This window comes from Hydrogenophilus hirschii, from assembly GCF_054656675.1.
This window is the reverse complement of record NZ_BAAHXQ010000001.1, coordinates 123874-149080: the sequence shown is the minus strand read 5'-3', so window position 1 is coordinate 149080 and position 25207 is coordinate 123874. Positions and strand designations below refer to the sequence as shown.

The following is a 25207-nucleotide window of genomic DNA, read 5'->3' as shown; positions in this document are numbered from 1 at the left end:
AAAGTTGGAGAACCGCGATGTCACTCTTTGCCAATGTCCCGCTTGCGCCGCGCGACCCGATCCTGGGTCTCAACGAAGCCTACGCTGCCGACCCGCGCTCGAACAAAGTGAACTTGGGCGTTGGGGTCTACTACGACGACAACGGGAAAATTCCGTTGTTGGCGTGCGTGCGCGAAGCGGAAACCGCGATGGCGGCAAACCCGAAACCACGCGGCTACCAGCCGATCGAAGGGCCAGCGCACTACACCACTGCGGTGCAGCACCTGCTCTTCGGCCCCCAATCCCCCCTCTTGGCAGAAAAACGGGTCGTCACCGCGCAAGGGCTTGGCGGCACCGGGGCGCTGCGTATCGGCGCCGACCTTCTCAAGCGGATCGTCCCCGACGCTTCGGTCTATATCTCCGCCCCGTCGTGGGAAAACCACCGCGGCATCTTCGAAGCAGCGGGTTTCTCTGTTCGTGAGTACCGCTATTTCGATGCCCAAACAGGCGGCGTCGATTTCGCGGGCATGATTGCCGATCTCGAAGTCGCACCGGCCCACAGCATCATCGTGCTCCATGCCTGCTGCCACAACCCCACCGGCGCCGATCTCACCGAAGCGCAATGGCAAACGGTCGTCGAAGTCTGTCGAGCCAAAGCGCTCGTTCCCTTCCTCGACATGGCCTACCAAGGCTTCGCCGAAGGGATCGACGCCGACGCGGTTGCCGTGCGCCGCTTCTGCGATGCCGGGATTCCTGTCTTGATTTCGAGCTCGTTTTCGAAGAACTTCTCGCTCTACGGCGAACGGGTGGGCGCCCTTTCGATCGTCACCACCACCGCCGACGAAGCCGCGCGGGTCCTTTCGCAACTCAAACGGGTGATCCGCACCAACTACTCCAACCCGCCGACCCATGGGGCCGCGTTGGTCGCCACGGTGCTCGCCGACTCTGCGCTGCGCCAGCAGTGGGAGACGGAACTCGCGGGCATGCGCGACCGCATCCGAGCGATGCGGCAAGGGCTGCGCGCGCGCCTCGAAGCCGCGGTTCCTGGGCGCGACTTCACCTTCGTCACCGCGCAGCGCGGGATGTTCTCCTACACCGGCCTCACGCCGGAACAGGTCGAACGGCTCCAGCGCGACTTCGGCATCTATGCGGTGCGCTCAGGACGGATCTGTGTCGCTGCGCTCAACAGCCGCAACCTCGACACCGTTGCCGACGCGATCGCCGCAGTATTGCGCGGCTGACCGCGACTCGCTAGAATGACCTCCATGAGCGTGCAACCGGTCGAGCACATTGAACCGCAGGCGGCGGAAACCGAACTCAAGCCGCCGCCGCTCTTCAAGGTGCTGCTGCTCAACGACGATTTCACGCCAATGGACTTCGTGGTGGAAGTGCTGCAGCGTTTTTTTCACATGAACACGGAACGCGCAGTCGCAATCATGCTCAAAGTCCACCATGAAGGGATGGCCGTCTGCGGGGTCTACCCGAAAGACATCGCCGCCACCAAAGTGGCGCAAGTCACCGAGTTCGCCCGCAAGAACGGACATCCATTGGCCTGCACCATGGAGGAAGCCTAGCGATGATCGCCCCGGAGCTCGAAGTCACTCTGCACATGATCTTTGCCCAAGCGCGGCAGATGCGCCACGAATATGTGACTGTAGAGCACCTGTTGCTTGGGCTGCTCGACAACCCCTCGGCTTCGGACGCGCTGCGCGCGGTCGGCGCCAACATCGACGGGCTGCGCCGCGATCTGCAGCAATTCATCGACACCCACGTCCCGCGCGTTCCCGGTGAGGGCGATTTCGACACCCAACCCACCCTGGGTTTCCAACGCGTCGTCCAGCGGGCGATCCTCAGCGTCCAGTCGGCCGGAAAATCGGACGTCACCGGCGCGGCAGTGCTCGTCGCGATCTTCGGCGAAAAAGATTCGCACGCGCTCTTCTTGTTGCAGCGGCACAAAATCACCCGCCTCGACATCACCAATTACCTCGCGCATGGCGTCGTCCCCGAACGGGTCGCGCAACAGCAGAACCTCCGCAACAAAGCGGGTGCGCAAAGGAACAACCCGGCCACGAGCGACGACGACGACGAACAGCGTCCCGCAAATGGTGCCGCGGCGCTCGAACAATTCACCCTCAACCTCAACCAACTCGCAAAAGAGGGCAAGATCGACCCCCTCATCGGTCGCGACGCGGAACTCGAACGGGTGGTGCAAACCCTCTGCCGCCGCCGCAAGAACAACCCGCTGCTCGTGGGCGAAGCGGGCGTTGGCAAGACCGCGATCGCCGAAGGGCTCGCGAAACGGATCGTCGACGGCGAAGTCCCCGAAGTGCTCGCGAACGCCACCGTCTATGCGCTCGACCTCGGAACCCTGCTTGCGGGGACCAAATACCGCGGCGACTTCGAACAGCGGCTGAAAAACGTCCTCAAAGCATTGCAGGAACAAGAGGGGGCAATCCTCTTCATCGACGAGATCCATACGCTGATCGGTGCCGGTGCCGCATCGGGCGGCAACCTCGACGCGTCGAACCTCTTGAAACCGGCGCTTGCGAAGGGGCAACTGCGCTGTATCGGCGCTACCACCTACAACGAATACCGTCAGATCTTCGCCAAAGACCATGCGCTCTCGCGCCGCTTCCAAAAAATCGACGTCACCGAACCGTCGGTTGCCGACACGGTCGCGATCCTCAAAGGGCTCAAAGAGCGCTTCGAAGCGCACCACGGTGTGAAATACACCGTTGCTGCGCTGCAAGCCGCTGCGGAACTTTCCGCGCGCTACATCACCGACCGGCAACTCCCCGACAAAGCGATCGACGTGATCGACGAAGCAGGTGCCGCGCAAAAAGTGCTCCCCAAAGGCAAACAGAAAAAGACGATCGGTAAAGCGGAAATCGAAGCGGTGGTCGCCAAACTCGCGCGCATCGCACCCCGCGCCGTGGCGCGCGACGACCGGCAAAAGCTCGCCACCCTCGAACGCGACCTCAAACAGGTGGTGTTCGGGCAGGACGAAGCGATCGAACAGCTCGTACGCGCGATCAAACTCAACCGCGCCGGACTCGGCAACCCCAACAAACCCATCGGCTCGTTCCTCTTCTCCGGGCCAACGGGTGTCGGCAAAACCGAAGTGGCGCGCCAGCTCGCCTTTACCCTCGGGATCGACCTCGTGCGCTTCGACATGTCCGAATACATGGAGCGCCACACCGTAAGCCGCCTCATCGGTGCGCCACCGGGTTACGTCGGCTACGAAGAAGGGGGGCTTTTGACCGAAGCGGTGATGAAAAAACCCCACTGCGTCCTCTTGCTCGACGAAATCGAAAAAGCGCACCCGGACGTCTTCAACCTCCTTTTGCAGGTGATGGACCACGGAACGCTCACCGACGCCAACGGCCGTAGCACCGATTTCCGCCACACGATCCTCATCATGACCACCAACGCGGGCGCGGAAACGATGCAAAGAAGCGCGATTGGCTTCACCGCGAAGCGCGAAGCGGGCGACGAGATGGCCGAACTCAAGCGCGTCTTCACCCCTGAGTTCCGCAACCGGCTCGATGCGATCGTCTCGTTCAAACCGCTCACACCCGACGTGATCGCGCGCGTCGTCGACAAATTCCTCCTGCAGCTCGAAGCGCAACTCCAAGAAAAACGGGTCGAAGCCCACTTCACCGACGAACTCAAAGCGTGGCTCGCTGCGAAAGGGTTCGATCCGGTGATGGGCGCCCGTCCGATGGCGCGCCTCATTCAAGAGACGATCCGCGCAGCGCTCGCAGACGAACTCCTCTTCGGCCGTCTGGCCCACGGTGGCGAAGTGACGATCGACATCGACGACCACGAAAAGGTGGTGCTTCGCTTCCCGGAAGACGGCGAAACTTCCGATCACCTCCCTGTCGTCGAAGCCGAAGGATGACGCAGCGATGACCTTTCAAACCACCGACCTCTGTGACGCCTTCGAAAGCGAACTCCAGGTACTTGCGCCAATCCTGCGCTCCTACGGCGGCGCGCACTGCGCGGGCGGCCCAATCCGCACCCTCAAAATCTTCGAAGACAACGCGCTCGTGCGGGAAACGCTGGCAACCCCGGGCGAAGGGGCAGTGCTCGTGATCGACGGCGGCGGCAGCCTGCGCCGCGCGCTCCTGGGCGATCAGCTCGCGGAACTGGCGGTCCAAAATGGCTGGGCGGGCGTGATCGTTTATGGCGCGATCCGCGACTCCCGCGCCATCGCGCAGCTGCCGCTTGGCGTCTGGGCCATGGGCACGATTCCCCTCAAAACCGTGAAGCGGGGCGAAGGGCAACGCGACATTCCCGTCACCTTTGGCGGGGTCACCTTCACGCCCGGACACTTTGTCTATGCCGACGAAGACGGCGTGATCGTCGCGCCGCGCCCGCTCCTCTGATCCCAGGAAAACGGGGCACAGCCGCCCTTGACCGAACTGGCAACCCCCTCCGCCCCTTGGCTCGCGCTTGCTGGCGGGTTGGGCTTTTTCTTGCTGGGTCTCGAGCTCCTCACCGACGGCCTTCGCCTGGCCGCAGGTCCCAACCTCCAGCGCCTGCTCAGTCGTGCAACCGATACCCGGTGGCGTGGACTCGGTACCGGCATCCTCATCACCGCGCTCGTCCAATCGTCGTCGCTCGTCACGTTTGCCACGATCGGTTTCGTCAATGCTGGCCTGCTCACCCTCCACCAATCCCTGTGGGTCATCTTTGGCGCCAACATCGGAACGACCGTCACCGGCTGGCTCGTCACCTTGGTCGGCTTCGAGTGGGCGCTCGAATCGTGGGCACTGCCGCTCGTCGCGGTAGGTGCGTTTTCCCACCTGACCGGCAAGAACACCCGCCGCGGCGCGCTTGGGTTGGCATTGGCCGGCTTCGGTCTGCTGATCACCGCGATCGATCTTCTCAAGAGCGGTTTGGGGGGTGCCGCTGCGCACATGACCCTTCCCATCGGCGACGGGCCGCTCCTGCTGTTGGCGCAAACCGGCGCTGGGTTTCTGCTCACCGTCCTGCTCTTCTCCTCGAGCGCTGCTACGGCGCTCATCCTCACTGCAATCCACAGCGGCCTCATCGACCTCTCGAGCGCAGCGGCGATGGTGATCGGCGCGAACCTCGGCACCAGCGTCAAAGCCTTCCTGGCCGCAATCGGCGCAACGGCGAACGCCAAACGCGCCGCAGCCGCCCACATCCTCTTCAACACCCTTACCGCAGTAGTCGCATTCCTCATCCTCCCTGCCCTGGTTACCGTGACCACCGCGCTCACTGCGTGGAGCGGAGCCGAACGCGACCCTGCGATCGCGATCGCGCTATTCCACACCCTGTTCAACGTCCTGGGTGTCGTTCTGATCTGGCCACTCGCCAACCCGATGGCCGCTTGGCTGCAACGTCACTTCCGTACGCGCGAAGAAGACGAAGCGCAACCCCGCTACCTCGACCACACGCTCGTCACCATCCCTGACCTGGCACTCTCTGCGCTCCAACACGAACTGGTGCGTCTGCGCGACATGGCCTCAGCGATCCTCGAACGGGCGATCGTCGGAACCGTACCCGACCCAACCGCGGTCCATGCGGTGCGAACCCTCACCCACGCAATCGCCCGCTTCATCGCCGCAATGAACCAAGGAACGCTCACACCGCAATTGATCGACACCAGCGAACGGCTCTTGCGTGTGGCTCGCTACTATGAAAGCGCGGCGCGGTTTGCCGAAGAGGGTGCGCACGCTTGGGGCGAATACGACGAACGCGACCCGTCCGTGATGGCCGCATGGGAACGCTTTCGCACCGCGGCGCTGGCGCTGCTCCCCACCGCCCGCAATGCCCCCCACGATGCAGCCACTGTGGGGAAATCCGACGACGACACGATGGAAGCGGCCTACCAAGACCTCAAAGCGGCGCTCCTTGCCGCCGGAAGCCGTGGTGCACTCTCCATCGCCGCAATGGACGCGCAACTGCGCGCAGTAAGCGCGATCCACCGTGGTCTGCAACAACTACGCAAAGGCATCACGCGCACACCCCCACCCCTCACACCGCAAAAAACGCCACATACCTGACCCAGCCGCACACGTTCTCGACTTCGCGCGTTTTTGTCTCTTATGTCTTATATAAGATACTTGACGCGGCGCAACAAGCACGGTATCATCAATCCCGTCGCCACTTGGCACATTCGTAACCGAAAGGACGCAATCATGGACCGTCAACAGCAGATCGAAGCGATCAAAAAAGATTGGGCCGAAAACCCGCGCTGGAAAGGGATCACCCGCACCTACACCGCCGAAGACGTCGTGCGTCTGCGCGGTTCGGTGACACCGGAATACACCTTCGCGCGCATGGGCGCAGAAAAACTCTGGAAACTGCTCCACACTGAGCCCTACATCAACGCGCTCGGGGCGCTCACCGGCGGCCAAGCTATGCAACAGGTCAAAGCCGGGATCAAAGCGATTTACCTCTCCGGCTGGCAAGTTGCCGCGGACAACAACGAATACCGCGCGATGTACCCCGACCAGTCGCTCTACCCGGTGAACTCGGTGCCGGTGGTCGTCGAACGCATCAACAACGCGTTCAAACGTGCCGACGAGATCCAATGGGCCAAAGGGCTCAACCCAGGTGACGAAGGGTGGATCGACTATTTTGCCCCGATCGTCGCCGACGCCGAAGCGGGTTTCGGAGGCGTACTCAACGCCTTCGAACTGATGAAGGCCATGATCCGTGCGGGCGCCGCTGGGGTGCACTTCGAAGACCAGCTCGCAAGCGTCAAGAAGTGCGGCCACATGGGCGGGAAAGTACTCGTTCCCACCTCTGAAGCGGTGCAGAAACTGATCGCCGCGCGGCTGGCTGCGGACGTCTGCGGCGTGCCCACGCTGGTGATCGCGCGTACCGACGCCGAAGCCGCCGATCTGCTCACCTCGGACCACGACGAATACGACAAACCGTTCCTCACCGGCGAGCGCACCGCCGAAGGGTTCTACCGTACCAAGAAGGGTCTCGAGCAAGCGGTGGCGCGCGCACTCGCTTACGCGCCGTACGCCGACCTCGTCTGGTGTGAAACCGGTACGCCCGACCTCGAATTCGCGAAAAAATTCGCCGAAGCGGTCCATGCCAAGTTCCCCGGCAAGATGCTCGCGTACAACTGCTCGCCGTCGTTCAACTGGAAGAAGAACCTCGACGACGCAACGATCGCCAAATTCCAGCGCGAACTCGGCGCGATGGGGTACAAGTTCCAGTTCATCACGCTCGCCGGCGTCCACAGCATGTGGTACAACATGTTCGACCTGGCGTACGACTACGCCCGTCGCGGCATGAGCGCTTACGTCGAAAAAGTGCAAGAACCCGAATTCGCTGCCCGCGAGCGCGGTTACACCTTCGTCGCCCACCAAGCCGAAGTGGGTACCGGTTACTTCGACGACGTCACCACGGTCATCCAAGGGGGTCAGTCGAGCGTCACCGCGCTCACCGGTTCCACCGAAGAAGAGCAGTTCTGATCAGCCCGTGAGAGGCACGGCATGGCGCGATCCGTGCATCGCCCATGCCAGAGGGAGACAAAAACGGTTGGGTAGCCCCAGGGGCTACCCTTTTTCGTGTCCGAGCGAAATGCACGCCGCAGATGGACAAATCGGCACGAACTCAGTATCCTTCCACCAAGTACGGCCACACCAAGGAGACCTTACCCCAATGATCACCCTCGAAACCCACGACGATCGCGTCGAAGCCACCGTCTTTGGCGAATTTACCCTTGCCGACTTTCGCGCATTCGAAGAGCAGATCGAATACGCGAACCGCTTTCACGGTCCGGTGCGGCTCCTTCTCGACTTACGCCAGATGATCTCTTACACCATCGACGTGGCGTGGGAAGAGCTCAAATTCACCCGCGCACACCCCGACGCGTTCGACCGCATCGCGATTCTCACCGACGACGATTGGCTCACGTGGATCGCCTGGATCGAGCGCTTTTTCGTCCATGCCGAAATCCGCACCTTCACCGACGAAGACGCTGCACGCGCCTGGCTCGACGAACCTGCGACGAACGCTGCGGATTGACCGAAACGCACATGACCGCGATGAGCCTTTTTCCCGCTACCGTGATCGATAGCGGCTAGCGCGCTTGCTCAGGCGTCACCGCATGCCACAACCTGCTGGCAATGGCGCATGCCGGGATGCCATTCGGCCAGTTGTACGCCGGTTCGTGGAGCGAATGGTGCGCCGACCCCACGCGCCCCGTCGCCCGCACCCCATCCTGATCCCTCACCCTTCCAACACCACCCGCTCTACCTCGGGCAGCGACCGCGCCAAGAAGCGCTCGGCCAGGGTGTGAAACCGCGGGGGTTTGTCCGAAACGTAGAAGTGATGCTGGGGCGCAGCCGCTTCACGGCGCAGGAGCGCCTGTTCCGCCAGCACCTGCGCGGCGGCTTCGGCAACGGCAACCGCCGAATCGACCAACGCCACCTCCGGCCCCGCGACGCGGCGCAACAGCGGTTTGAGCAACGGATAGTGCGTGCACCCCAAAACCAGGGTATCCACCGCCTCCGAGGTGAGCGGCGCCAAATATTCCCGTGCCACCTGTTCGGTCACCGGATGATCGACCCACCCCTCCTCGACCAACGGAACGAAGAGCGGGCACGCCCACGCATGCACCCGCACGTCGGGTGCGTACGCATGGATCCGTCGCGCGTACGCGCCGCTATCCACAGTCGCCATCGTGCCGATCACCGCAACAGCCCGGCGCCGCGTCATCTCCGCAGCCGCCCGTGCCCCGGCGTCGATCACGTCGAGCACCGGCACGCCGGCCGCCAAACCCGCTACTGTGTCCGCAGCGACCGCGGCCATCGAATTGCACGCGATGATGAGGAGCTTCACCTCTTGCTGCAACAAAAAGCGGGTGATTTCCGCAGCATACCGCCGGATGGTCTGCGCCGACTTCACCCCATAGGGCACGCGCGCGGTGTCACCGAAATAGACGATCGCTTCATTAGGCAGCCGCTCCATCACCGCCCGCGCCACCGTTAGCCCCCCAACCCCCGAATCGAAGATACCGATCGGTGCATTGCTCACCGGTTGCCTGCCCATCGTCTGCGCCATCGCCCCGCGTCACTAAGCAAATGGAACGGATTGTACCGTACCACCCTGGCCGCGATGGCGCGCCAGCGCCCACTGGACGTGTTCGCGCACCAGCGGCGACGGGTCGTCGGCGCGCTGCCTGAGCGCCGCCACCACATCTGGGGTCGTCGGGGCGTTACCCAACGCCACGGCCAAATTGCGCAACCAACGCGGATAGCCGATGCGCCGAATCGGAGAACCCGCGAAACGATCCAGGAATTCGTGTTCGCGCCAAGCAAACAGTTCGACCAACCGCGGCGCATCGAGTCCATGCCGCGGCTGAAAGTCGGAGCATTGTGACGGCGTCGCGAAACGATTCCACGGACAGACCAATTGGCAATCGTCGCAGCCATAGATTCGGTTGCCAACGAGCGGCCGCAGTGACTCCGGAATCGATCCAGGATGTTCGATCGTCAGGTACGAAATGCAGCGCCGCGCATCCACCGTGTAGGGTGCGACGATCGCCTGCGTTGGACACGCGGTGAGACAACGCACGCATCGCCCACAATGCGCACGTTGCGGCGCATCGACCGGCAACGGCAGGTTGGTGACCAGTTCGCCCAGAAAAAAGTAGGACCCTTCGCGTGTCAGCAACAGCGTATGCTTTCCGCGCCACCCCAAACCCGCGCGCGCGGCGAGCGCCACCTCCCATATCGGCGCCGAATCGACGAAGACCCGCCCTTGGTGTTCTGGCGCCAACGTTTTCAGGACGTTTTCCAGTTTCGCCAAGCGGGCGCGCATCACCTTGTGGTAATCTCGGCCCAGCGCATACCGCGAAATATAGGCGCGCGACGGGTCGGAGAGCACCGCTTCGGCCGGCGCCGCCTGCTCGGGCCAGTAGGGAAAACGCAACGAGACGACGCGCTGCGCGCCTGGAACGAGCGCGGCGGGGCGCGCGCGCAGCGTCCCCCACTTTGCCATATAATCCATCTCGCCGTGGTACCCTTCGCGCAACCACGCAAGGAGTTTCGGCTCTTCCGCGGAGAGGTCGACGTCGCTCACCGCCATCGCGGCAAACCCGAGCGACTCCGCCGCGCGCCACAACGCTGCTTTGATCTGTGCCCAATCGCGAACCGTTCCTGCCATCGACACCCATCGCCCCCATGAATACCGACGCCTCTTTTACCACAACCGCGCACCTCGAAAACGAAGCCGAAACCGGCGCGTTCGCGCGACGCGTTGCCCCCTGCTTCGTCGCGACCCGCGGCATCGTCACGCTGACCGGGCCGCTGGGTGCCGGCAAGACCACCTTCGTACGGGCACTCCTCAACGCGCTCGGCCATCACGGACCGGTCAAAAGTCCCACCTATACCTTGGTCGAACCCTACCCAGATCTCGCTGTTCCAGTTTATCATTTCGACTACTACCGGTTCGCCGACCCCGAAGAGTTCCGCTGGGGCGGCTTCGACGAATACTTTCAACCGGAAAACCTCTGCTTGGTGGAATGGCCCGAAAAAGCGCACCCCTACCTACCGAGCCCCGACTGGCAGGTTCGGATCGCGATCGAAGCGACGGGCAGTCGGCTGCTGACCCTGGGCGCCTGCTCGACTGCGGCGAAGCGGCAGTGGCCAGCGCTCGGCTAGCCACCCCCGCAGCCGCGTTGTCCCGCGTCCAAGCGGCACGCCGCGCCTTTCTCTCCCGCGCCACGCTCCTTGCGGCATTCACTTGGCTGCCGACACGCCTCATCGCCGCGTCGCCACCCCGTATCGTCGCCGTTCGCGCTTGGCCCGCAGAGGAATACACACGCGTCACGCTCGAAGCCAGCGCCGCACTCGAACACGAAGCATTCTTACTAGAAAATCCACTGCGCCTCGTGATCGACCTCAAAGGGGTGGTCGTCCAAACGATTTTGCGTGCCCTTGCAGAACATATCGCACCCGACGACCCCTATATCGCCGCGGTCCGCGTCGGGCAGTTCACCCCAGAGACCACCCGCATCGTCTTCGACCTGAAGCAAGCAGTCGTCCCGCAGATCTTCCTTCTCGACCCCATCGATCCCTATCAATACCGCCTGGTGATCGACCTCTATCCCGAAAAACCGCAAGACCCCGTCGCGCGGCTCTTGGCCGAACTCGACAAACGGCAGCGGACGGAAAGTGACACGCCGGTCCTCAGCGAAACGCCCCCGCGGCGACCCGCCGAAACCCAAGCGAACCGGGCAACCAACCCGCGTAAGCCACAACCGAAACCACCGGAACAGGACGCCCCATACGTGATCGTCCTCGACCCCGGGCACGGCGGCGAAGACCCCGGCGCGATCGGTCGTCACGGTACCCGGGAAAAGGACGTGGTGTTGGCGGTGGCGCGGCGCGCCAAGAAGCGGTTCGACGACGACCCGAAAACGCGCGCGGTGCTCACGCGCAGCGGTGACTACTTCATCGCGTTGGGGGAAAGGGTGAACCGCGCCCGGCGCGCCCAAGCCGACCTCTTCGTCTCGATCCACGCCGACGCCTTCGTGCGCCCCGACGTCGCCGGGAGCTCGGTCTATGCCCTCAGCGACCGCGGTGCCTCGAGCACCGCAGCGAAGTGGCTCGCGCAAAAAGAGAACCAATCCGACCTCATCGGCGGCGTCCAATTGGCAGCGCGCAGCGACCATGTCGCCGCTACGCTCCTCGACCTCTCGATCACCGCAACCCGCACTGACTCGTTGCGCCTCGCGCAAGCGGTGCTCGCCGAGCTCGCGCGCGTAAGCCCCCCCCACCGCCCCGAGGTCGAAACCGCGAATTTCGCAGTCCTGCGTAACCCCGACGTCCCGTCGGTACTCGTCGAGCTGGCGTTCATCTCCAATCCCACCGAAGAACGGCGACTAAAGAGTGCAGACTACCAAGAACAGCTCGCTGAAGCGATCTACCGCGGCGTGAAGCGCTACCTCGAACGCCACGCGCCGCGTCCTCGTGCGTTGATGCTCGCCGCCAAGAGCCGCGACCCCGCAAGTTGATCCGCGGAATACCGGTATAATTGGGCGTTTTCCGAAAGCAGACTCAGAGGACGATGCGCATCCTGCGGGGCCATGCGCCCAGCCTTGCACCGACCGCGCTCACCGTCGGCAATTTCGATGGCGTCCATCGCGGACACCAGGCGTTGTTGCGCCTGGTCTGCGACCGTGCGGTAGCACGACAACTCACCCCTGCGGTGCTCACCTTCGAACCCCACCCGCGCGAGCGGTTGGCACCGACCAGTGCCCCCCCGCGTCTCACCCCGCTGCGCGACAAAGCAGCGCTGCTTGCGCGGGAAGGGATCGCGCAGCTGCACATCCTCCCCTTTACCCGCCGTATCGCACAGTGGTCGCCAGAGGCGTTCATCGCGTTCATGGTCGAACGTCTCATGGTTCGCCACTTGATCGTGGGCGACGATTTTCGCTTCGGCGCCCATCGCGCCGGCACGTTGGAAACCTTGCTCGACGCTGGCGATCGCTTCGGCTTTACCGTGGAAGCGATGTCGACCCTTACGTTAGGCCCCGAACGCATCAGCTCGAGCGCCGTGCGCTCTGCGCTCGATGCGGGCAACGTCGAACACGCCGCGCTGCTGCTTGGGCGTTGGTACGCGGTCACCGGACGCGTCCACCCGGGCGCCCAACTCGGCCGCCAAATCGGTGTTCCGACGATGAACCTACGGATCGCACCACGGCAAGCGCTTCCTTCGGGCGTTTTCGTCGGCTGGGTCACCGGTCTGGGCAATCGGCCTGAACCGGCGGTGATCAACGTCGGCGTACGCCCGACCGTCACGCAGCGCCACCCAGCCGATCGCGCATCCTGCCCTCTGCTCTCCCCCACACTGGAGGCGCACCTCCTCGATTGGCACGGTGACGCATACGGCAAGCGGATCACCGTCCATTTCGCCGCCAAACTGCGGAACGAACAGCGCTTCCCGTCGCTTGCTGCGCTCACGGCACAAATCCACGACGACATCGCCGCGGCGCGACGCTGGCACGCAACGCACCCCACGCAATACCCATTGGATTAGGAGTCGATCGATGGCTAACGGAAAGGGCTACCGCCAAACCCTCAACCTCCCCGACACGCCGTTCCCCATGCGCGGCGACCTCGCGAAACGTGAACCGGGTTGGGTCGCGGCGTGGCAAAAGCAAAAACGCTACGAGCAGATCCGCGAACGGTGTCGCAGCCGCACGAAAAAGTTCGTCCTTCACGACGGGCCGCCGTACGCAAACGGGGATATCCATATCGGCCACGCGGTCAACAAAATCCTCAAAGACATCATCGTCCGCTCGAAAACGCTTGCTGGATACGACGCCCCCTACGTTCCCGGGTGGGACTGCCACGGGCTGCCCATCGAACACCAGATCGAAAAACGGTACGGGCGCGGTCTACCCGGCAGCGAAGTGCGCCGGCTGTGCCGCGAATTCGCTGCAGAACAGGTCGAACGGCAAAAGCGCGACTTCATCCGCTTGGGGGTGCTCGGGGACTGGGACAACCCCTACCTCACCATGAACTACGCCAACGAAGCGAACGAAATTCGCGCGCTCGCCCGCCTGGTCGCCGCCGGTTTCGTCGTCCGCGGTCTCAAACCGGTGCATTGGTGCTTCGACTGCGGGTCGGCGCTCGCGGAAGCGGAGATCGAGTACGAAGAGCGCACCTCACCGGCGATCGACGTCGCGTTTTCCCTCGACCCGGCGGAAAGGGCACGCGTTGCGCAAGCGTTTGGCCTTGCCGAAGCACCGCAGCAACCGGTCTTTGCCGTGATCTGGACTACCACCCCCTGGACGATCCCGGCGAACCAGGCACTCAACGTCCATCCCGAATACCGGTACGAACTCGTCGCCACCCCAAAAGGGTGCCTGATCCTGGCCGCCGAACTGAAGGATGCGGCATTGGCGCGCTACGGCTTTTCCGCCTCAGAAGTCGAAACGCTCGGCGCGTGTCAGGGGGCGGCGCTTGCGCGCGTCACGTTCCGCCATCCGCTCTATGATCGCGCTTCACCCGTCCTGCCCGACACCTACGTCGAGCTCGCCACCGGCACCGGCATCGTCCATTCGGCCCCCGCCTATGGGGAAGACGACTTCCGCGTCTGGATCGCCGCGGGTTTCCCCCAAGAGGCGATCCTCACTCCGGTTCAAGGTGACGGGCGCTTCGCCCCTGATCTGCCGGAATTCGGCGGCCTTTCCGTCTGGGAAGCGAACCCGAAGATCGTCGCCGCGCTCGAAGCTGCCGGGGCGCTGCTTGCGCACGCGCCGATCCGCCACAGTTACCCACACTGTTGGCGCCACAAAACGCCGACGATCTTCCGTGCCACCAACCAGTGGTTCGTCGCGATGGACCTGCCTCGCCCCGATCCCCTGCGCGACAACCACCCCACCACGTTGCGCGACCGGGCGCTTGCCGGCGTCGATGCCACCCGCTTCTACCCCGCTTGGGGTAAACAACGGCTGCACGCGATGATCGCGAACCGTCCCGACTGGTGCATCTCACGACAGCGCCACTGGGGCGTCCCGATCCCCTTCTTCGTCCACAAGCAGACCGGGGCGCTTCACCCGCGCACCGTCGAACTCATGGAAGCGGTTGCGCAACGCGTGGAACAGGAGGGCATCGAAGCGTGGTTTGCACTCGACCCTGCAGAGCTTCTGGGAGACGAAGCGCGCGACTACGAAAAAGTCACCGACACCCTCGACGTCTGGTTCGACTCCGGCACCACGCACCTGCACGTCTTGCGTGGCTCCCATCCCGAGCTCGGCCACCCTGCGGCGATGTACCTCGAAGGGTCCGACCAGCACCGCGGGTGGTTCCACTCGTCGCTCCTCACCGGTTGTGCGATCGACGGTCGCCCCCCTTACGACGCGCTCCTCACCCACGGCTTCGTCGTCGACGGGCAAGGACGCAAGATGAGCAAATCGCGCGGCAACGTCGTCGCGCCGCAAGAGGTGTGTGACACCCTCGGCGCCGACATCCTGCGCCTCTGGGTCGCCAGCACCGACTATTCCGGTGAGCTCACCATCTCGAAAGAGATCCTGCAACGGGTCGTCGAAGTCTACCGCCGGTTGCGCAACACTTTGCGCTTCATGCTCGCGAACATCGCCGACTTCGACCCGACGCGCGAAGCGGTCGCGCCAGAGGCGCTCGTCGACCTCGACCGCTGGGCGATCCTGGCAACCGCAACGGCGCAACAGCAGATCACCGACGCGTACGAGGCGATGGAGTTTCACCGCGTCGTCCAGACGATGATGCACTTTGCCTCGGAAACGCTTGGGGCGTTCTACCTCGACGTCCTCAAAGACCGCCTCTACACCACCCCCGCAAACGGCCATCCGCGCAAAAGCGCCCAGACCGCGATCACCCACATCCTGCATGCGTTCGTCCGCTGGATGGCGCCAATTTTGCCATTCACCGCGGAAGAGGTCTGGGAACACCTCACCGGCAACCCCGAAGAGAGTGTGATGTTCCACACCTGGTACGAACTGCCCGCAATCCCCGACGCCGACGCAGTGCGCGAACGCTGGCACTGGGTGCTCGATACCCGCGAACGGGTCACCAAAGCGATCGAAGCAAAACGCGAAGCGGGCGAAATCGGCGCAAACCTCGAAGCGGAGATCACCCTCTTTGCCGCCGGGGCGCGGTACCAAGCCTTGGCAGCGCTTGGGCGCGAACTCCACTTCCCGTACATCGTCTCGCGCGCCGAAGTGGTCGAAGTGGCGACCGCGGAGGAAGAGCGGGTCGAAGCACGCAAATCGCCGCACGGAAAATGCGCACGCTGCTGGCACTACGAACCCGACGTCGGCAGCGACCCGGCGCACCCCGACCTCTGCGGCCGCTGCCAAACCAACCTCACGGGTTCTGGAGAAACCCGGCTGTGGGCATAAACCCCGCGTTTCCCGAACCCGCACCCTCCGTGCCATCGGGGACGGCGGCAACGCGCCGCCTTCGGGTCGTAGGCATCGCGGCGCTGGTTTTCGCGCTCGACCAACTGAGCAAATGGATCATCGCGGCAACCATACCCACGGGCGAAGCGCTTGTTGTCACCCCCTTCTTCCAACTCGTCTCCGTCTACAACCCGGGCGCGGCGTTCAGCTTCCTTGCCGGCGCCGCGGGCTGGCAGCGGTGGTTCTTTTTAGCGATCGCCCTTGCCGTCACGCTTTGGCTGCTGTGGGAAGCGGGCACCGCCACCCGCAAAACCCTCTTGACCGCGTACGGTATGATCGTGGGTGGCGCACTCGGCAATGCTTGGGATCGCGTCGCCCACGGCGCCGTCCACGACTTCCTGCTCTTTCACTACCGCGCGTGGCACTGGCCCGCCTTCAACCTTGCCGACAGCGCGATTACCCTTGGCGTGGCGTTGCTCCTCTGGCATCTCAGGAAAGACCGATGAACGAACCCCTTACCCCGGCGAACGCGCCGTACCCAAAACCCGACACCGACGCCCCGGCATGTGTCGCACCGCACCATCTGGTGACGCTCCACTACCGCATCACGTTAGAGAACGGCGTCCCGATGGTGAGTACCTTCGAAGCGACGCCGGCAACGTTGCAACTGGGCGACGGCACCCTGGCCCCGCAATTCGAACGACTCCTCGTCGGCCTGCCCGTTGGCAGCCGCCACATCTTCACCCTACCGCCGGAAGCGGCGTTCGGGCCGCGCCGCGACGACCTGATCGAACGGGTTCGTCGCGCCGATTTTCCCGACGACACCGCCGAAGTGGGTACGATCCTCTCGTTCGCGGCACCCGACGGTTCCCGTTACGCGGGTGTCGTCGTGGAACTCGACGACGAATGGGGGGTCGTCGATTTCAACCACCCGCTGGCGGGCAAGACCATTCGCTTCGAAGTCGAAATCATCGGAGTCTGCTGACGTGACCGCACCGACCCATCGACCCACCATTGCGCTCCTTGCCAATCCACGCGGCTTCTGTGCCGGTGTCGACCGGGCGATCGCGATCGTCGAAGAAGCACTGAAGCGTTTCGGCCCCCCGGTTTATGTCCGCCACGAAGTCGTGCACAACCGTCACGTCGTCGACGGGCTCAAAGCCCGCGGCGCGGTCTTCGTCGAAACCCTTGCCGACGTTCCGGACGATGCGGTGGTGATCTTCAGCGCCCACGGCGTCTCGCAAGCGGTGCGCGAAGAGGCAGCGGCGCGCGGGCTCAAGGTTCTCGATGCCACCTGTCCGCTCGTCACCAAAGTCCACCTCGAAGTCCAGCGCCTTTACCGCGCCGGTTACCAGATCGTGATGATCGGCCATGCCGGTCACCCCGAAGTCGAAGGGACGATGGGGCAAGTCCCAGACCGCGTCTGGCTGGTCGAAAACGAACGTGATGTCGCCAACCTCCCGGAATTGGGCGACCGGGTCGCCTTCGTCACCCAAACCACCCTTTCGGTCGACGACGCCCGCCGCATCGTCGCGGCCCTCACCGCACGCTTTCCCCACATCGTCGGCCCCAAGAAAGACGACATCTGCTACGCGACGCAAAACCGGCAAGACGCCGTGCGCACGCTCGCAACCGCAACCGACCTCGTGCTCGTGATCGGCTCGAAGAACAGTTCCAACTCCAACCGTCTGCGCGAAGTCGCCGCAAGCTGTGGCGTCCCCGCCTACCTGATCGACGGCCCAGACGACATCGACCCGACGTGGCTAAACGGCGCAACACGCATCGGCATCACCGCGGGCGCCTCGGCGCCTGAGGCGCTCGTCACCGCCGTGACCGACCGTCTGCGCGCGTTGGGCATCACTGCGATCCAAGAAAGCGACGGCATTCGCGAAACGGTCCATTTTCCCTTACCGAAGGAGCTCGTCGATGCGTGACGACACCGCCGCGCGCACCCCTGAAGCGATCGACCGACTCGATTTCGAAACCGCACTCAAACAGCTGGAAGGCATCGTCGCCGCATTGGAAAGCGGCCATCTGCCGCTCGAGCAGGCGCTCACCCAATATGAGACGGGCGTGCGCCTCGTGCACCACGCCCGAACGCTGCTGCAAGCCGCCGAAGAGCGGTTGGTGCGCATCGAATCGCTCCACCGCCAAACGGCAGCCGCTGAGAACGGCGCGACGCGTCTCGCGAACGAATCCACCCCCGCTAGCGATGACCCCGACGACATCCCTTTTTGACCCAGCCCGCTTCGAAGCTGCGCTCGAGCACGCAATCACAGCCAGCGCAAGCCTCAGCCCGCGGCTACTCGCCGCGATGCGCCATGCGCTCCTTGCGCCGGGCAAACGGTTGCGGCCCCAACTCGTCTTCGCCGCTGGCGCGCTCACCCAGGCATCCGCCGAAGCGCTCACCCCCTTTGCTGTTGCGGTCGAACTCATCCACACCTACTCGCTCATTCACGACGACCTCCCCGCGATGGACGACGACGCGCTGCGCCGCGGCCGCCCCACCGTTCACGTCGCGTTCGACGAAGCCACTGCGATCCTTGCCGGGGACGCGCTGCAAGCGCTCGCGTTCGAAACGCTCGCCATCACACCGGAACTCACGCTCGAACAGCGGATGCGGCTCGTCGGGCTCCTTGCGCACGCCGCCGGCGCGGGCGGCATGGTCGGCGGACAAGCACTCGATATCGAAGCGGAGCGCTTCCCGTCCACAGCTGCGCCCGAAAGCGACGCGTTGACTGCGCTCGAGCGACTCCACCGCGGCAAAACCGGCGCGCTCATCGAAGCGGCGGTGATCGGCGGGGCGCTCTGCGGCCCCAAAGTCAAACGTACCCTACTGGAAACCCTGGCGCCGCTCGCCGCGCAACTGGGGTTGGCGTTCCAAATCGTGGACGACCTGCTCGACGCCACGAGCGACGCGACCACGCTCGGCAAAACGCCCGGCAAAGACGCACGACAGGGCAAACAGACCTTCGTCACCCTGCTCGGTGAACGCGCGGCGCGCGAACGACTCCGCACCCTCCAACGACAGATCGACGCAGCGATTGCCGCGCTCGGCCGTGATGCGGCGCCGCTCGCCACAGTCGCACGGCAGGTGATCGAACGCAACCGATGAGGCCACCCCCTATGGAACCTGCAGCGCTTGCGATCCGCTTCCCGCTTCTTGCCCGTATCGACACGCCGGAGGATTTGCGCAGAGTGCCCAAAGAGCGACTGCCGGAATTGGCCGCGGAATTGCGCACCTTCATTTTGGAATCGGTCGCAAAGACCGGTGGGCACCTCGCCTCCAACCTCGGCGCGGTCGAACTCACCATCGCGCTCCATTACGTCTATGACACCCCGTTCGACCGCCTGGTCTGGGACGTCGGCCACCAATGCTACCCGCACAAGATCCTCACAGGACGGCGCGACCGTTTTCACACCCTGCGCCAATGGGGGGGGATCGCCGGCTTTCCCAAGCGGGACGAAAGCCCGTACGACACCTTCGGTGTTGGCCACTCCTCGACCTCGATCTCCGCAGCGCTCGGCATGGCGGTCGCTGCGAAAGCGCGCGGTGAATCGCGTCACGTAGTCGCGGTGATCGGTGACGGCGCGATGTCGGCGGGCATGGCATTCGAAGCGCTCAACAACGCCGGGGATATGGAAGGCATCGACCTCACCGTGATCCTCAACGACAACGAGATGTCGATCTCGCCGCCGGTCGGTGCACTCACCAAGATCCTGGCGCGGCTCCTCACGGGCGAACCGTACCGCACCGCACGCGAGATCGGTTCGTCGCTCCTTGCGGCGGCGCCGCCCCTCAAAGCGTTCGCGCGGCGGGTCGAAGAGCACATGATCGGTATGCTCACCCCGGGCACCCTGTTCGAAGAGTTCGGCTTTCGTTACATCGGGCCGATCGACGGCCACGATCTCACCACGCTCGTCCCTACGCTGGAAAATTTACGGGAAACGGGGGGACTACAGTTCGTCCACGTCGTCACCAAAAAGGGACACGGCTACAAACTGGCCGAAGCCGACCCGATCCGCTACCACGGCGTCAGCCGCTTCGACCCGAAAGCGGGGCTTCCCGAACCTGCCCCCCTACCGGCACCCGCGAAGCCGTCCACCTACACCGAAGTCTTCGGCAAGTGGCTCTGCGCGATGGCCGAACGCGATCCCCTTCTCATCGGCATCACCCCCGCGATGCGCGAGGGCTCCGGGCTGGTCGCGTTCTCCGAGCGCTTTCCCGACCGTTATTTCGACGTCGGCATCGCCGAACAGCATGCGGTCACCTTCGCCGCGGGGCTCGCCTGCGAAGGCTTCCACCCCGTGGTCGCGATCTACTCCACCTTCCTGCAACGCGCCTACGACCAACTCATCCACGACGTCGCGTTACAAAACCTCAACGTCACCTTCGCGATCGACCGTGGCGGTCTGGTGGGTGCCGACGGCCCCACCCACCACGGCGCGTTCGACCTCTCCTACCTCTCCTGCATCCCCAACCTGATCGTGATGGCCCCCTCCGACGAAGCGGAGTGTTGGCGCCTGCTCACCACCGCCTACACCTACGAGGGCCCCGCAGCGGTGCGTTACCCCCGCGGTACCGGCCCTGGCGCGCCGCTACCGACCGCACTCGAACCGCTGCCCATCGGCAAAGCGCGGGTGGTCCGCGAAGGCAAGCGCCTGGCGATCCTCGCGTTCGGCGCCCCGCTCACCGCAGCGCGGCCCGTTGCGGAAGCACTCGACGCGACGCTCGTCGATATGCGCTTCGTCAAACCGCTCGACGCGGAACTGCTCGATGCGCTCTGCGAAACCCACGATCTGTTCGTCACCGTCGAAGAGAACGCGGTGATCGGGGGTGCTGGCAGCGAAGTGGCGCGCCTGCTCGAATCGCGCCCCACCCCCCCGCGCCTCTTGCGCTTGGGACTTGCCGACCGATTCTACCCCCACGGCGACCCGCAGAAACTGCTGGCATGCGCAGGACTCGATAGCGAAAGCCTGCACCGGGCGATTGACGATTTCTATCGAACTTCGCCTTGACTTCGCGGTCGGAAACAGGTAAAAAATCCTACGAAAACAGTCAACAAATCAACCCACAAGGAACGGCCCATGACAGAGATCGCCCAACCGCCACTTGCCGACGTCGCCCACGAAATGCCGGACGTTCAAGGTTCGGCCGACCACCGCAACCTCGACATCGACCGGGTTGGCATCAAAAGCATCCGCCACCCGATACGCGTCTCCGACCGCAGCGGCGGCGTGCAACACACCGTGGCCACCTTCAACATGTATGTCGGGTTGCCGCGCCACTTCAAAGGCACCCACATGTCGCGCTTCGTCGAGATCCTCAACCAGCAAGAGCGCGAACTGTCGGTGGAATCGTTCGAGCCGATGCTCCGCCACATGGTCGAACGGCTCGAAGCCGCCACCGGGCGCGTCGAGATGACCTTCCCCTACTTCGTCCTCAAAAAAGCGCCGGTCTCCGGCGTCGAAAGTCTGATGGACTACGACGTCACCTTCATCGGCGAGATCGACGAAAGCAACCGGTACCGCTTCACCCTGACGGTGGTCGTACCGGTCACCTCACTCTGCCCCTGCTCGAAGCGAATCTCAGAGCGCGGCGCCCACAACCAGCGCAGCCACATCACGATCACCGCAACGCTCGCGGATCATGTCTGGATCGAAGAACTGATCGACATCGCCGAAACCGAAGCCAGCTGCCAGCTCTACGGACTCCTCAAACGGCCCGACGAAAAATATGTCACCGAGTACGCGTACGACCACCCCAAATTCGTCGAAGATCTGGTGCGCGACGTCGCTGCGCGCCTCAATCGTGATCCGCGAATCGTCCGCTACGTGGTCGAATCGGAAAACTTCGAATCGATCCACAACCACTCGGCCTACGCGCTCATCGAAGGGCCGAAATAACGCACCGCGGGGCAAAGACCAGCCACACCCGCCGTGGCAGGTTTTTCTGAATGAATCGATGAAAAAGGCCACCGCCAACCGGTGGCCTTTCGCGCTTTGGCAATCAGGATACGCTCCTTTACTCGTCGCTATTCAGCACCCCCAACAAGTGCAGCAGGCTCGTAAAGAGATTATAGATGCTGACGAAGAGGGCGACCGTGGCCAAGATATAGTTCGTCTCTCCTCCGCGGACGATCTGATTCACCTCGAAGAGGATGAATCCCGCCATCAACAGGACGAACGCGGCCGAAACGGTGAGCGACAGCGCCGGGATTTCGAAGAAGATCGCCGCCAAACCGGCCAGGAACGCGACCAGGATCCCGACGAAGAGAAAGCCGCCCAGGAACGAAAGGTCCCGCTTCGTCGTCGACGCATAGGCCGCTAGCGCCAGGAAGATCACCGCCGTTCCCGCAAACGCCTGGAAGATGATCTCCGGACCATTGGGCAATTTCAAGTAGGCCGAAAGGATCGGACCCAGGGTGTACCCCATGAAGCCCGTGAGCGCAAAGACCGCAGCAATCCCGGCCGGGCGGTTTGCCAGTTTATGGACCAGGAAGAGCAACCCGAAATAACCGATCAGCGTCACGAGGATCCCGGGATGGGGCAACCCCAGCACCATCGCCGCGCCGGCGGTCAGCGCAGAAAAGCCCAGCGTCAGCGCCAGCAACATGAAGGTGTTGCGCAATACCTTCTGTGCCCGCACAGTATCGACTGTCGGCGCCTCCGACGAAAACGTCGGTTCGCTCGGCGTCGCCCCGTCGCGTGCTTGACGCAGCGCTTCCAACTCTTCCCACGTCAGCGTCCGGCCCGTTGCCGAACGGTTTTGCTCAGAAGGAACGTTCATCATACCTCCTTTCATTGGTCAAACCCAAAACCCACTATGGTTCAGACACCCACCGGGACACTCTGTTGCAATCGGCGCGCCAGCACCCGCTCGAGTCGCGCAGAGGCTTCGGCAAGCGCCTCACGTGCCGAATGGGCGGTGACCGCGAACACCACTTGCGGCGAATGGCGCAACCGCATCTGCACGACGCACCGTTTCATCAACACTCCGGTTTCGTCGCGCACATCGAGGAGCTTGATCCGCGTCCACGCCACGCGCCCTTTCACCTGCGCGATCAAACGGCGAAAACGCCCCTCGACCTCCGGCTGCAATGGCGCGTTGCTCTCAGAGCACACGACTTCTATCGGAAGCCGTTTCAGCGCACTTTTCGTCCGCCGCAGACCAAACCACCCTTTTTTCTCTTTGGGTTGTTCCATTACGCGTATCTCCTTCCGTCCTGCCACGGCTCTGTGGCACATTACTTTTATAGCATCACTCAAAACCCGATACAATCAGATTTTATTAGACCTTTTGTTCGAAAAAATCGGATGATCAGTCTCAAACAACTCCACCACTTCTGGCTCACCGCGCACCGCGGTGGCATCCAACGCGCGGCCGAAGCAAGTGGCCTGGCGCCACAGACCATCAGCGCGCAGATCGCTGCGCTGGAAAACCATTTAGGACGACCGCTCTTCGAGCGCCAAGGACGCCGCCTCGTCCTCACCCCCGCAGGAGAACTCACGCTGCAATACGCCGACGAAATCTTGCGCCTCACCGAGGCACTCGAACAGGCGCTTGCCAGCGACCGTCCTACCCTGCGGCTCAAAGTGGGCCTACTCGACAGTGTGCCCAAGGCCATCGCCGCCCACCTGTTGGCGCCACTTCGCGCACTCGAACAGCCGGTCACCCTACACGTGAGCGAAGAACGCTTTGCGCAACTCCTGGGGGCGTTGGCAACAGGAGCGCTCGACCTGATCTTGAGCGACATCCCGCCCGCGGCCGATCCGGCATTGCCGCTCTTCAGTCAGTGTCTGCTCGATACCCCGGTCGCGTGGTACGGCGCCCCGCGTTGGGGCCCTGGCCCGATTACGTGGTCGGACCTCACGCACATCCCGCTGCTGCTGCCCGCCGCGCCGACGCATGCGCGCGTCACCCTACTTGCGCAACTCCAGGCACATGGCGTCACCCCGACGATCGCGGGCGAATTCGCCGATACGGCACTTCTCGTCGAAATGGCCCGGTTGGGCGATGGCATCTTCACCGCGCCGGAACTCCTGAGCGACGCACTCTGTCAAGATGGGCGGCTGGTGCCGCTCGGCAACATCGCCGAACTGCACGAGCGCTACTGGCTGATCAGCCACCGCCGCAAACGCCACCATCCGGCCGTCGTACAATTGAGCCAGACGTTTCGCGCCGCATCCGTGCCGTCATCCGCCCAGCCGACAAAGGAAACCCCCTGATGAATCGGACGACACAACAACGGCTCACCCTTGCGGTCACCGTCACCTTCGGTTTCGCCCTCATCGAAGCGCTCGGCGGCTGGTTCGCCGGATCGCTCGCGCTCCTTGCCGACGCGAGCCACATGGTGACCGACGGGGCGGCACTTGCGCTCGCGCTCTTTGCCGCGTGGCTTGCCAACCGTCCCGCCAGCCCGCGCTTTTCGTACGGATGGGGCCGTGCCGAACTCCTCACCGCGCTCGTCAATGCCGCCGCGATGCTGGTGATCGTTGCCGGAATCGTCTGGGAAGCGTGGCAGCGCTGGCGCAACCCAACGCCGATCGACGGACCGTTGGTAGTGGGTGTTGCGGTGATTGGGCTCGCCGTCAATGGTCTGGTCGTCTGGCTACTGGGCGGGCACGCACATAGCCACGCCCATTCCCGTGATCACGATCATGATCATGATCACGGTCACGACCTCAGTCACGCACCGGGACACCAGCACAAACCTGAACCGGCACGCAAAACCGACCACGAACCCGAGCACTCCGCCGCACTCGGCGAAGCAAACCTCAACCTCAAAGGAGCGCTGTTGCACGTGATCGGCGATCTGCTCGGCTCGGTTGCTGCGATTCTCTCAGGAATCGTCGTTTGGGCCACCGGCTGGACCCCGATCGACCCGCTGCTGTCGCTCCTCATTGCGGCGCTGGTTGCGCACGCCAGCTTGCGCCTGCTCAAAGAGGCGCTGACCCGGCTACTCGACGGCGTACCGCCGACGGTGGCGCTCACCACCTTGGGGCAGTCGCTTGCCGAAACCCCCAACGTGCGCGAAATCCACGACCTGCACGTCTGGTCCCTTTCGGGGGAACGGTTTGCGCTGACCGCGCACGTCACGGTCGAGACACTCACCGCGTGGCCGGAAACGCTGGCGCAACTCGAAGCGAAAGCCCGTTCGGCAGGAATCCACCACACCACTTTCCAACCGGAACGCGACCCATGCGCGGCAGACGCTACCCGCAACACATGCGTTACCCAGAGCTATCGCACGGAAACGGCGCAGAAATGAGGAAGATACCGTGAAGGGAAACGAGCGCGCGGCTCTCTCAAGCGGTTTGCGCTGCTAAAATAGCGCTTCT

Annotated in this window: 24 protein-coding genes and 1 pseudogene; 21 read left to right on the top strand and 4 right to left on the bottom strand. The window is 63.7% G+C overall.

The window, feature by feature from the left end; translation table 11 throughout:
- The first annotated feature begins 17 nt into the window (after positions 1 to 17).
- The 8 genes and pseudogenes from ACYQ4Z_RS00715 to ACYQ4Z_RS00680 form a co-directional block, all read left to right on the top strand.
- Complete coding sequence (locus ACYQ4Z_RS00715) at positions 18 to 1220, top strand: amino acid aminotransferase (protein WP_459859756.1); 1203 nt, start codon at positions 18 to 20, stop codon at positions 1218 to 1220.
- Positions 1221 to 1244: 24 nt separating this feature from the next.
- Positions 1245 to 1553, top strand: a complete 309-nt coding sequence (gene clpS, locus ACYQ4Z_RS00710; protein ID WP_119334427.1) for an ATP-dependent Clp protease adapter ClpS — start codon at positions 1245 to 1247, stop codon at positions 1551 to 1553.
- A gap of 2 nt (positions 1554 to 1555) precedes the next feature.
- Positions 1556 to 3880, top strand: a complete 2325-nt coding sequence (gene clpA, locus ACYQ4Z_RS00705; RefSeq protein WP_219972329.1) for an ATP-dependent Clp protease ATP-binding subunit ClpA — start codon at positions 1556 to 1558, stop codon at positions 3878 to 3880.
- 7 nt (positions 3881 to 3887) lie between these two features.
- Positions 3888 to 4367: a ribonuclease E activity regulator RraA gene (gene rraA, locus ACYQ4Z_RS00700; RefSeq protein ID WP_459859755.1), complete on the top strand. Its 480-nt coding sequence runs from the start codon at positions 3888 to 3890 to the stop codon at positions 4365 to 4367.
- A gap of 27 nt (positions 4368 to 4394) precedes the next feature.
- Complete coding sequence (locus ACYQ4Z_RS00695; protein WP_459859754.1) at positions 4395 to 6014, top strand: Na/Pi cotransporter family protein; 1620 nt, start codon at positions 4395 to 4397, stop codon at positions 6012 to 6014.
- A gap of 135 nt (positions 6015 to 6149) precedes the next feature.
- Complete coding sequence (gene aceA, locus ACYQ4Z_RS00690) at positions 6150 to 7442, top strand: isocitrate lyase (RefSeq protein WP_459859753.1); 1293 nt, start codon at positions 6150 to 6152, stop codon at positions 7440 to 7442.
- A 190-nt stretch (positions 7443 to 7632) separates the two neighbouring features.
- A complete protein-coding gene (locus ACYQ4Z_RS00685) occupies positions 7633 to 7998 on the top strand; it encodes a SpoIIAA family protein (RefSeq protein WP_285614968.1) in 366 nt (121 codons plus the stop codon).
- A 68-nt stretch (positions 7999 to 8066) separates the two neighbouring features.
- Positions 8067 to 8198: pseudogene (locus ACYQ4Z_RS00680) on the top strand (sulfurtransferase); the annotation flags it as partial.
- 4 nt (positions 8199 to 8202) lie between these two features.
- Here ACYQ4Z_RS00680 and murI read toward each other — a convergent pair.
- Both murI and queG read right to left on the bottom strand, forming a co-directional pair.
- On the bottom strand, positions 8203 to 9036 hold the full coding sequence (gene murI, locus ACYQ4Z_RS00675; protein WP_217126259.1) for a glutamate racemase: 834 nt from the start codon (positions 9034 to 9036) through the stop codon (positions 8203 to 8205).
- 12 nt (positions 9037 to 9048) lie between these two features.
- Positions 9049 to 10140 (bottom strand): tRNA epoxyqueuosine(34) reductase QueG, encoded by a 1092-nt coding sequence (gene queG, locus ACYQ4Z_RS00670; RefSeq protein WP_233468006.1) that lies wholly within the window; start codon positions 10138 to 10140, stop codon positions 9049 to 9051.
- Between the two features lie 17 nt (positions 10141 to 10157).
- Between queG and tsaE the strand changes: the two genes are divergently transcribed.
- The 11 genes from tsaE (at position 10158) to folE2 (ending at position 21772) form a co-directional block, all read left to right on the top strand.
- Positions 10158 to 10637 (top strand): tRNA (adenosine(37)-N6)-threonylcarbamoyltransferase complex ATPase subunit type 1 TsaE, encoded by a 480-nt coding sequence (tsaE, locus tag ACYQ4Z_RS00665; RefSeq protein WP_119334421.1) that lies wholly within the window; start codon positions 10158 to 10160, stop codon positions 10635 to 10637.
- Positions 10619 to 11992 carry an N-acetylmuramoyl-L-alanine amidase gene (locus tag ACYQ4Z_RS00660; protein ID WP_170141218.1) on the top strand — a complete coding sequence of 458 codons (1374 nt, stop codon included), beginning with the start codon at positions 10619 to 10621 and terminating at the stop codon, positions 11990 to 11992. The genes tsaE and ACYQ4Z_RS00660 overlap by 19 nt, the downstream gene beginning before the upstream one ends.
- A 53-nt stretch (positions 11993 to 12045) precedes the next feature.
- On the top strand, positions 12046 to 13017 hold the full coding sequence (locus tag ACYQ4Z_RS00655; protein ID WP_219972339.1) for a bifunctional riboflavin kinase/FAD synthetase: 972 nt from the start codon (positions 12046 to 12048) through the stop codon (positions 13015 to 13017).
- A 10-nt stretch (positions 13018 to 13027) separates the two neighbouring features.
- The gene (gene ileS / locus ACYQ4Z_RS00650; RefSeq protein ID WP_219972406.1) at positions 13028 to 15865 is read left to right on the top strand and encodes an isoleucine--tRNA ligase; all 2838 of its coding nucleotides are present in this window, start codon (positions 13028 to 13030) and stop codon (positions 15863 to 15865) included.
- Positions 15862 to 16371 (top strand): signal peptidase II, encoded by a 510-nt coding sequence (gene lspA, locus ACYQ4Z_RS00645; protein WP_459860452.1) that lies wholly within the window; start codon positions 15862 to 15864, stop codon positions 16369 to 16371. Before ileS ends, lspA begins: the two co-directional genes overlap by 4 nt.
- Complete coding sequence (locus tag ACYQ4Z_RS00640; protein ID WP_219972341.1) at positions 16368 to 16850, top strand: FKBP-type peptidyl-prolyl cis-trans isomerase; 483 nt, start codon at positions 16368 to 16370, stop codon at positions 16848 to 16850. Before lspA ends, ACYQ4Z_RS00640 begins: the two co-directional genes overlap by 4 nt.
- A 1-nt stretch (position 16851) precedes the next feature.
- Positions 16852 to 17799, top strand: coding sequence for a 4-hydroxy-3-methylbut-2-enyl diphosphate reductase (ispH, locus tag ACYQ4Z_RS00635; protein WP_217126266.1), 948 nt, complete (start codon positions 16852 to 16854; stop codon positions 17797 to 17799).
- Positions 17792 to 18103, top strand: coding sequence for an exodeoxyribonuclease VII small subunit (xseB, locus tag ACYQ4Z_RS00630; protein WP_219972342.1), 312 nt, complete (start codon positions 17792 to 17794; stop codon positions 18101 to 18103). Before ispH ends, xseB begins: the two co-directional genes overlap by 8 nt.
- Entirely contained in the window at positions 18078 to 18980 is a 903-nt protein-coding gene (locus tag ACYQ4Z_RS00625) for a polyprenyl synthetase family protein (RefSeq protein WP_219972343.1), read from the top strand. Before xseB ends, ACYQ4Z_RS00625 begins: the two co-directional genes overlap by 26 nt.
- Positions 18977 to 20884 (top strand): 1-deoxy-D-xylulose-5-phosphate synthase, encoded by a 1908-nt coding sequence (dxs, locus tag ACYQ4Z_RS00620; RefSeq protein WP_459859752.1) that lies wholly within the window; start codon positions 18977 to 18979, stop codon positions 20882 to 20884. Before ACYQ4Z_RS00625 ends, dxs begins: the two co-directional genes overlap by 4 nt.
- 69 nt (positions 20885 to 20953) lie before the next feature.
- The gene (folE2, locus tag ACYQ4Z_RS00615) at positions 20954 to 21772 is read left to right on the top strand and encodes a GTP cyclohydrolase FolE2 (protein WP_119334412.1); all 819 of its coding nucleotides are present in this window, start codon (positions 20954 to 20956) and stop codon (positions 21770 to 21772) included.
- Positions 21773 to 21890: 118 nt separating this feature from the next.
- On the opposite strand, the gene ACYQ4Z_RS00610 is transcribed toward folE2, so the two are convergent.
- Both ACYQ4Z_RS00610 and ACYQ4Z_RS00605 read right to left on the bottom strand, forming a co-directional pair.
- Positions 21891 to 22655, bottom strand: coding sequence for a Bax inhibitor-1/YccA family protein (locus ACYQ4Z_RS00610; protein ID WP_459859751.1), 765 nt, complete (start codon positions 22653 to 22655; stop codon positions 21891 to 21893).
- Between the two features lie 41 nt (positions 22656 to 22696).
- Positions 22697 to 23071 carry an HPF/RaiA family ribosome-associated protein gene (locus ACYQ4Z_RS00605; protein ID WP_170141241.1) on the bottom strand — a complete coding sequence of 125 codons (375 nt, stop codon included), beginning with the start codon at positions 23069 to 23071 and terminating at the stop codon, positions 22697 to 22699.
- A 111-nt stretch (positions 23072 to 23182) separates the two neighbouring features.
- On the opposite strand from ACYQ4Z_RS00605, the gene ACYQ4Z_RS00600 reads away from it, so the two are divergent.
- Positions 23183 to 24094: a LysR substrate-binding domain-containing protein gene (locus ACYQ4Z_RS00600; RefSeq protein WP_219972348.1), complete on the top strand. Its 912-nt coding sequence runs from the start codon at positions 23183 to 23185 to the stop codon at positions 24092 to 24094.
- The gene (locus ACYQ4Z_RS00595) at positions 24094 to 25137 is read left to right on the top strand and encodes a cation diffusion facilitator family transporter (protein WP_459859750.1); all 1044 of its coding nucleotides are present in this window, start codon (positions 24094 to 24096) and stop codon (positions 25135 to 25137) included. The genes ACYQ4Z_RS00600 and ACYQ4Z_RS00595 overlap by 1 nt, the downstream gene beginning before the upstream one ends.
- Positions 25138 to 25207: the final 70 nt, after the last annotated feature.

Coding starts and splice junctions, on each gene's coding strand:
- ACYQ4Z_RS00715 (WP_459859756.1), top strand. CDS start 18: ATGTCACTCTTTGCCAATGTCCCGCTTGCGCCGCGCGACCCGATCCTG.
- clpS (WP_119334427.1), top strand. CDS start 1,245: ATGAGCGTGCAACCGGTCGAGCACATTGAACCGCAGGCGGCGGAAACC.
- clpA (WP_219972329.1), top strand. CDS start 1,556: ATGATCGCCCCGGAGCTCGAAGTCACTCTGCACATGATCTTTGCCCAA.
- rraA (WP_459859755.1), top strand. CDS start 3,888: ATGACCTTTCAAACCACCGACCTCTGTGACGCCTTCGAAAGCGAACTC.
- aceA (WP_459859753.1), top strand. CDS start 6,150: ATGGACCGTCAACAGCAGATCGAAGCGATCAAAAAAGATTGGGCCGAA.
- ACYQ4Z_RS00685 (WP_285614968.1), top strand. CDS start 7,633: ATGATCACCCTCGAAACCCACGACGATCGCGTCGAAGCCACCGTCTTT.
- murI (WP_217126259.1), bottom strand. CDS start 9,036: ATGGCGCAGACGATGGGCAGGCAACCGGTGAGCAATGCACCGATCGGT.
- queG (WP_233468006.1), bottom strand. CDS start 10,140: ATGGCAGGAACGGTTCGCGATTGGGCACAGATCAAAGCAGCGTTGTGG.
- tsaE (WP_119334421.1), top strand. CDS start 10,158: ATGAATACCGACGCCTCTTTTACCACAACCGCGCACCTCGAAAACGAA.
- ACYQ4Z_RS00655 (WP_219972339.1), top strand. CDS start 12,046: ATGCGCATCCTGCGGGGCCATGCGCCCAGCCTTGCACCGACCGCGCTC.
- ileS (WP_219972406.1), top strand. CDS start 13,028: ATGGCTAACGGAAAGGGCTACCGCCAAACCCTCAACCTCCCCGACACG.
- ACYQ4Z_RS00640 (WP_219972341.1), top strand. CDS start 16,368: ATGAACGAACCCCTTACCCCGGCGAACGCGCCGTACCCAAAACCCGAC.
- xseB (WP_219972342.1), top strand. CDS start 17,792: ATGCGTGACGACACCGCCGCGCGCACCCCTGAAGCGATCGACCGACTC.
- ACYQ4Z_RS00625 (WP_219972343.1), top strand. CDS start 18,078: ATGACCCCGACGACATCCCTTTTTGACCCAGCCCGCTTCGAAGCTGCG.
- dxs (WP_459859752.1), top strand. CDS start 18,977: ATGAGGCCACCCCCTATGGAACCTGCAGCGCTTGCGATCCGCTTCCCG.
- folE2 (WP_119334412.1), top strand. CDS start 20,954: ATGACAGAGATCGCCCAACCGCCACTTGCCGACGTCGCCCACGAAATG.
- ACYQ4Z_RS00610 (WP_459859751.1), bottom strand. CDS start 22,655: ATGAACGTTCCTTCTGAGCAAAACCGTTCGGCAACGGGCCGGACGCTG.
- ACYQ4Z_RS00605 (WP_170141241.1), bottom strand. CDS start 23,071: ATGGAACAACCCAAAGAGAAAAAAGGGTGGTTTGGTCTGCGGCGGACG.
- ACYQ4Z_RS00600 (WP_219972348.1), top strand. CDS start 23,183: ATGATCAGTCTCAAACAACTCCACCACTTCTGGCTCACCGCGCACCGC.
- ACYQ4Z_RS00595 (WP_459859750.1), top strand. CDS start 24,094: ATGAATCGGACGACACAACAACGGCTCACCCTTGCGGTCACCGTCACC.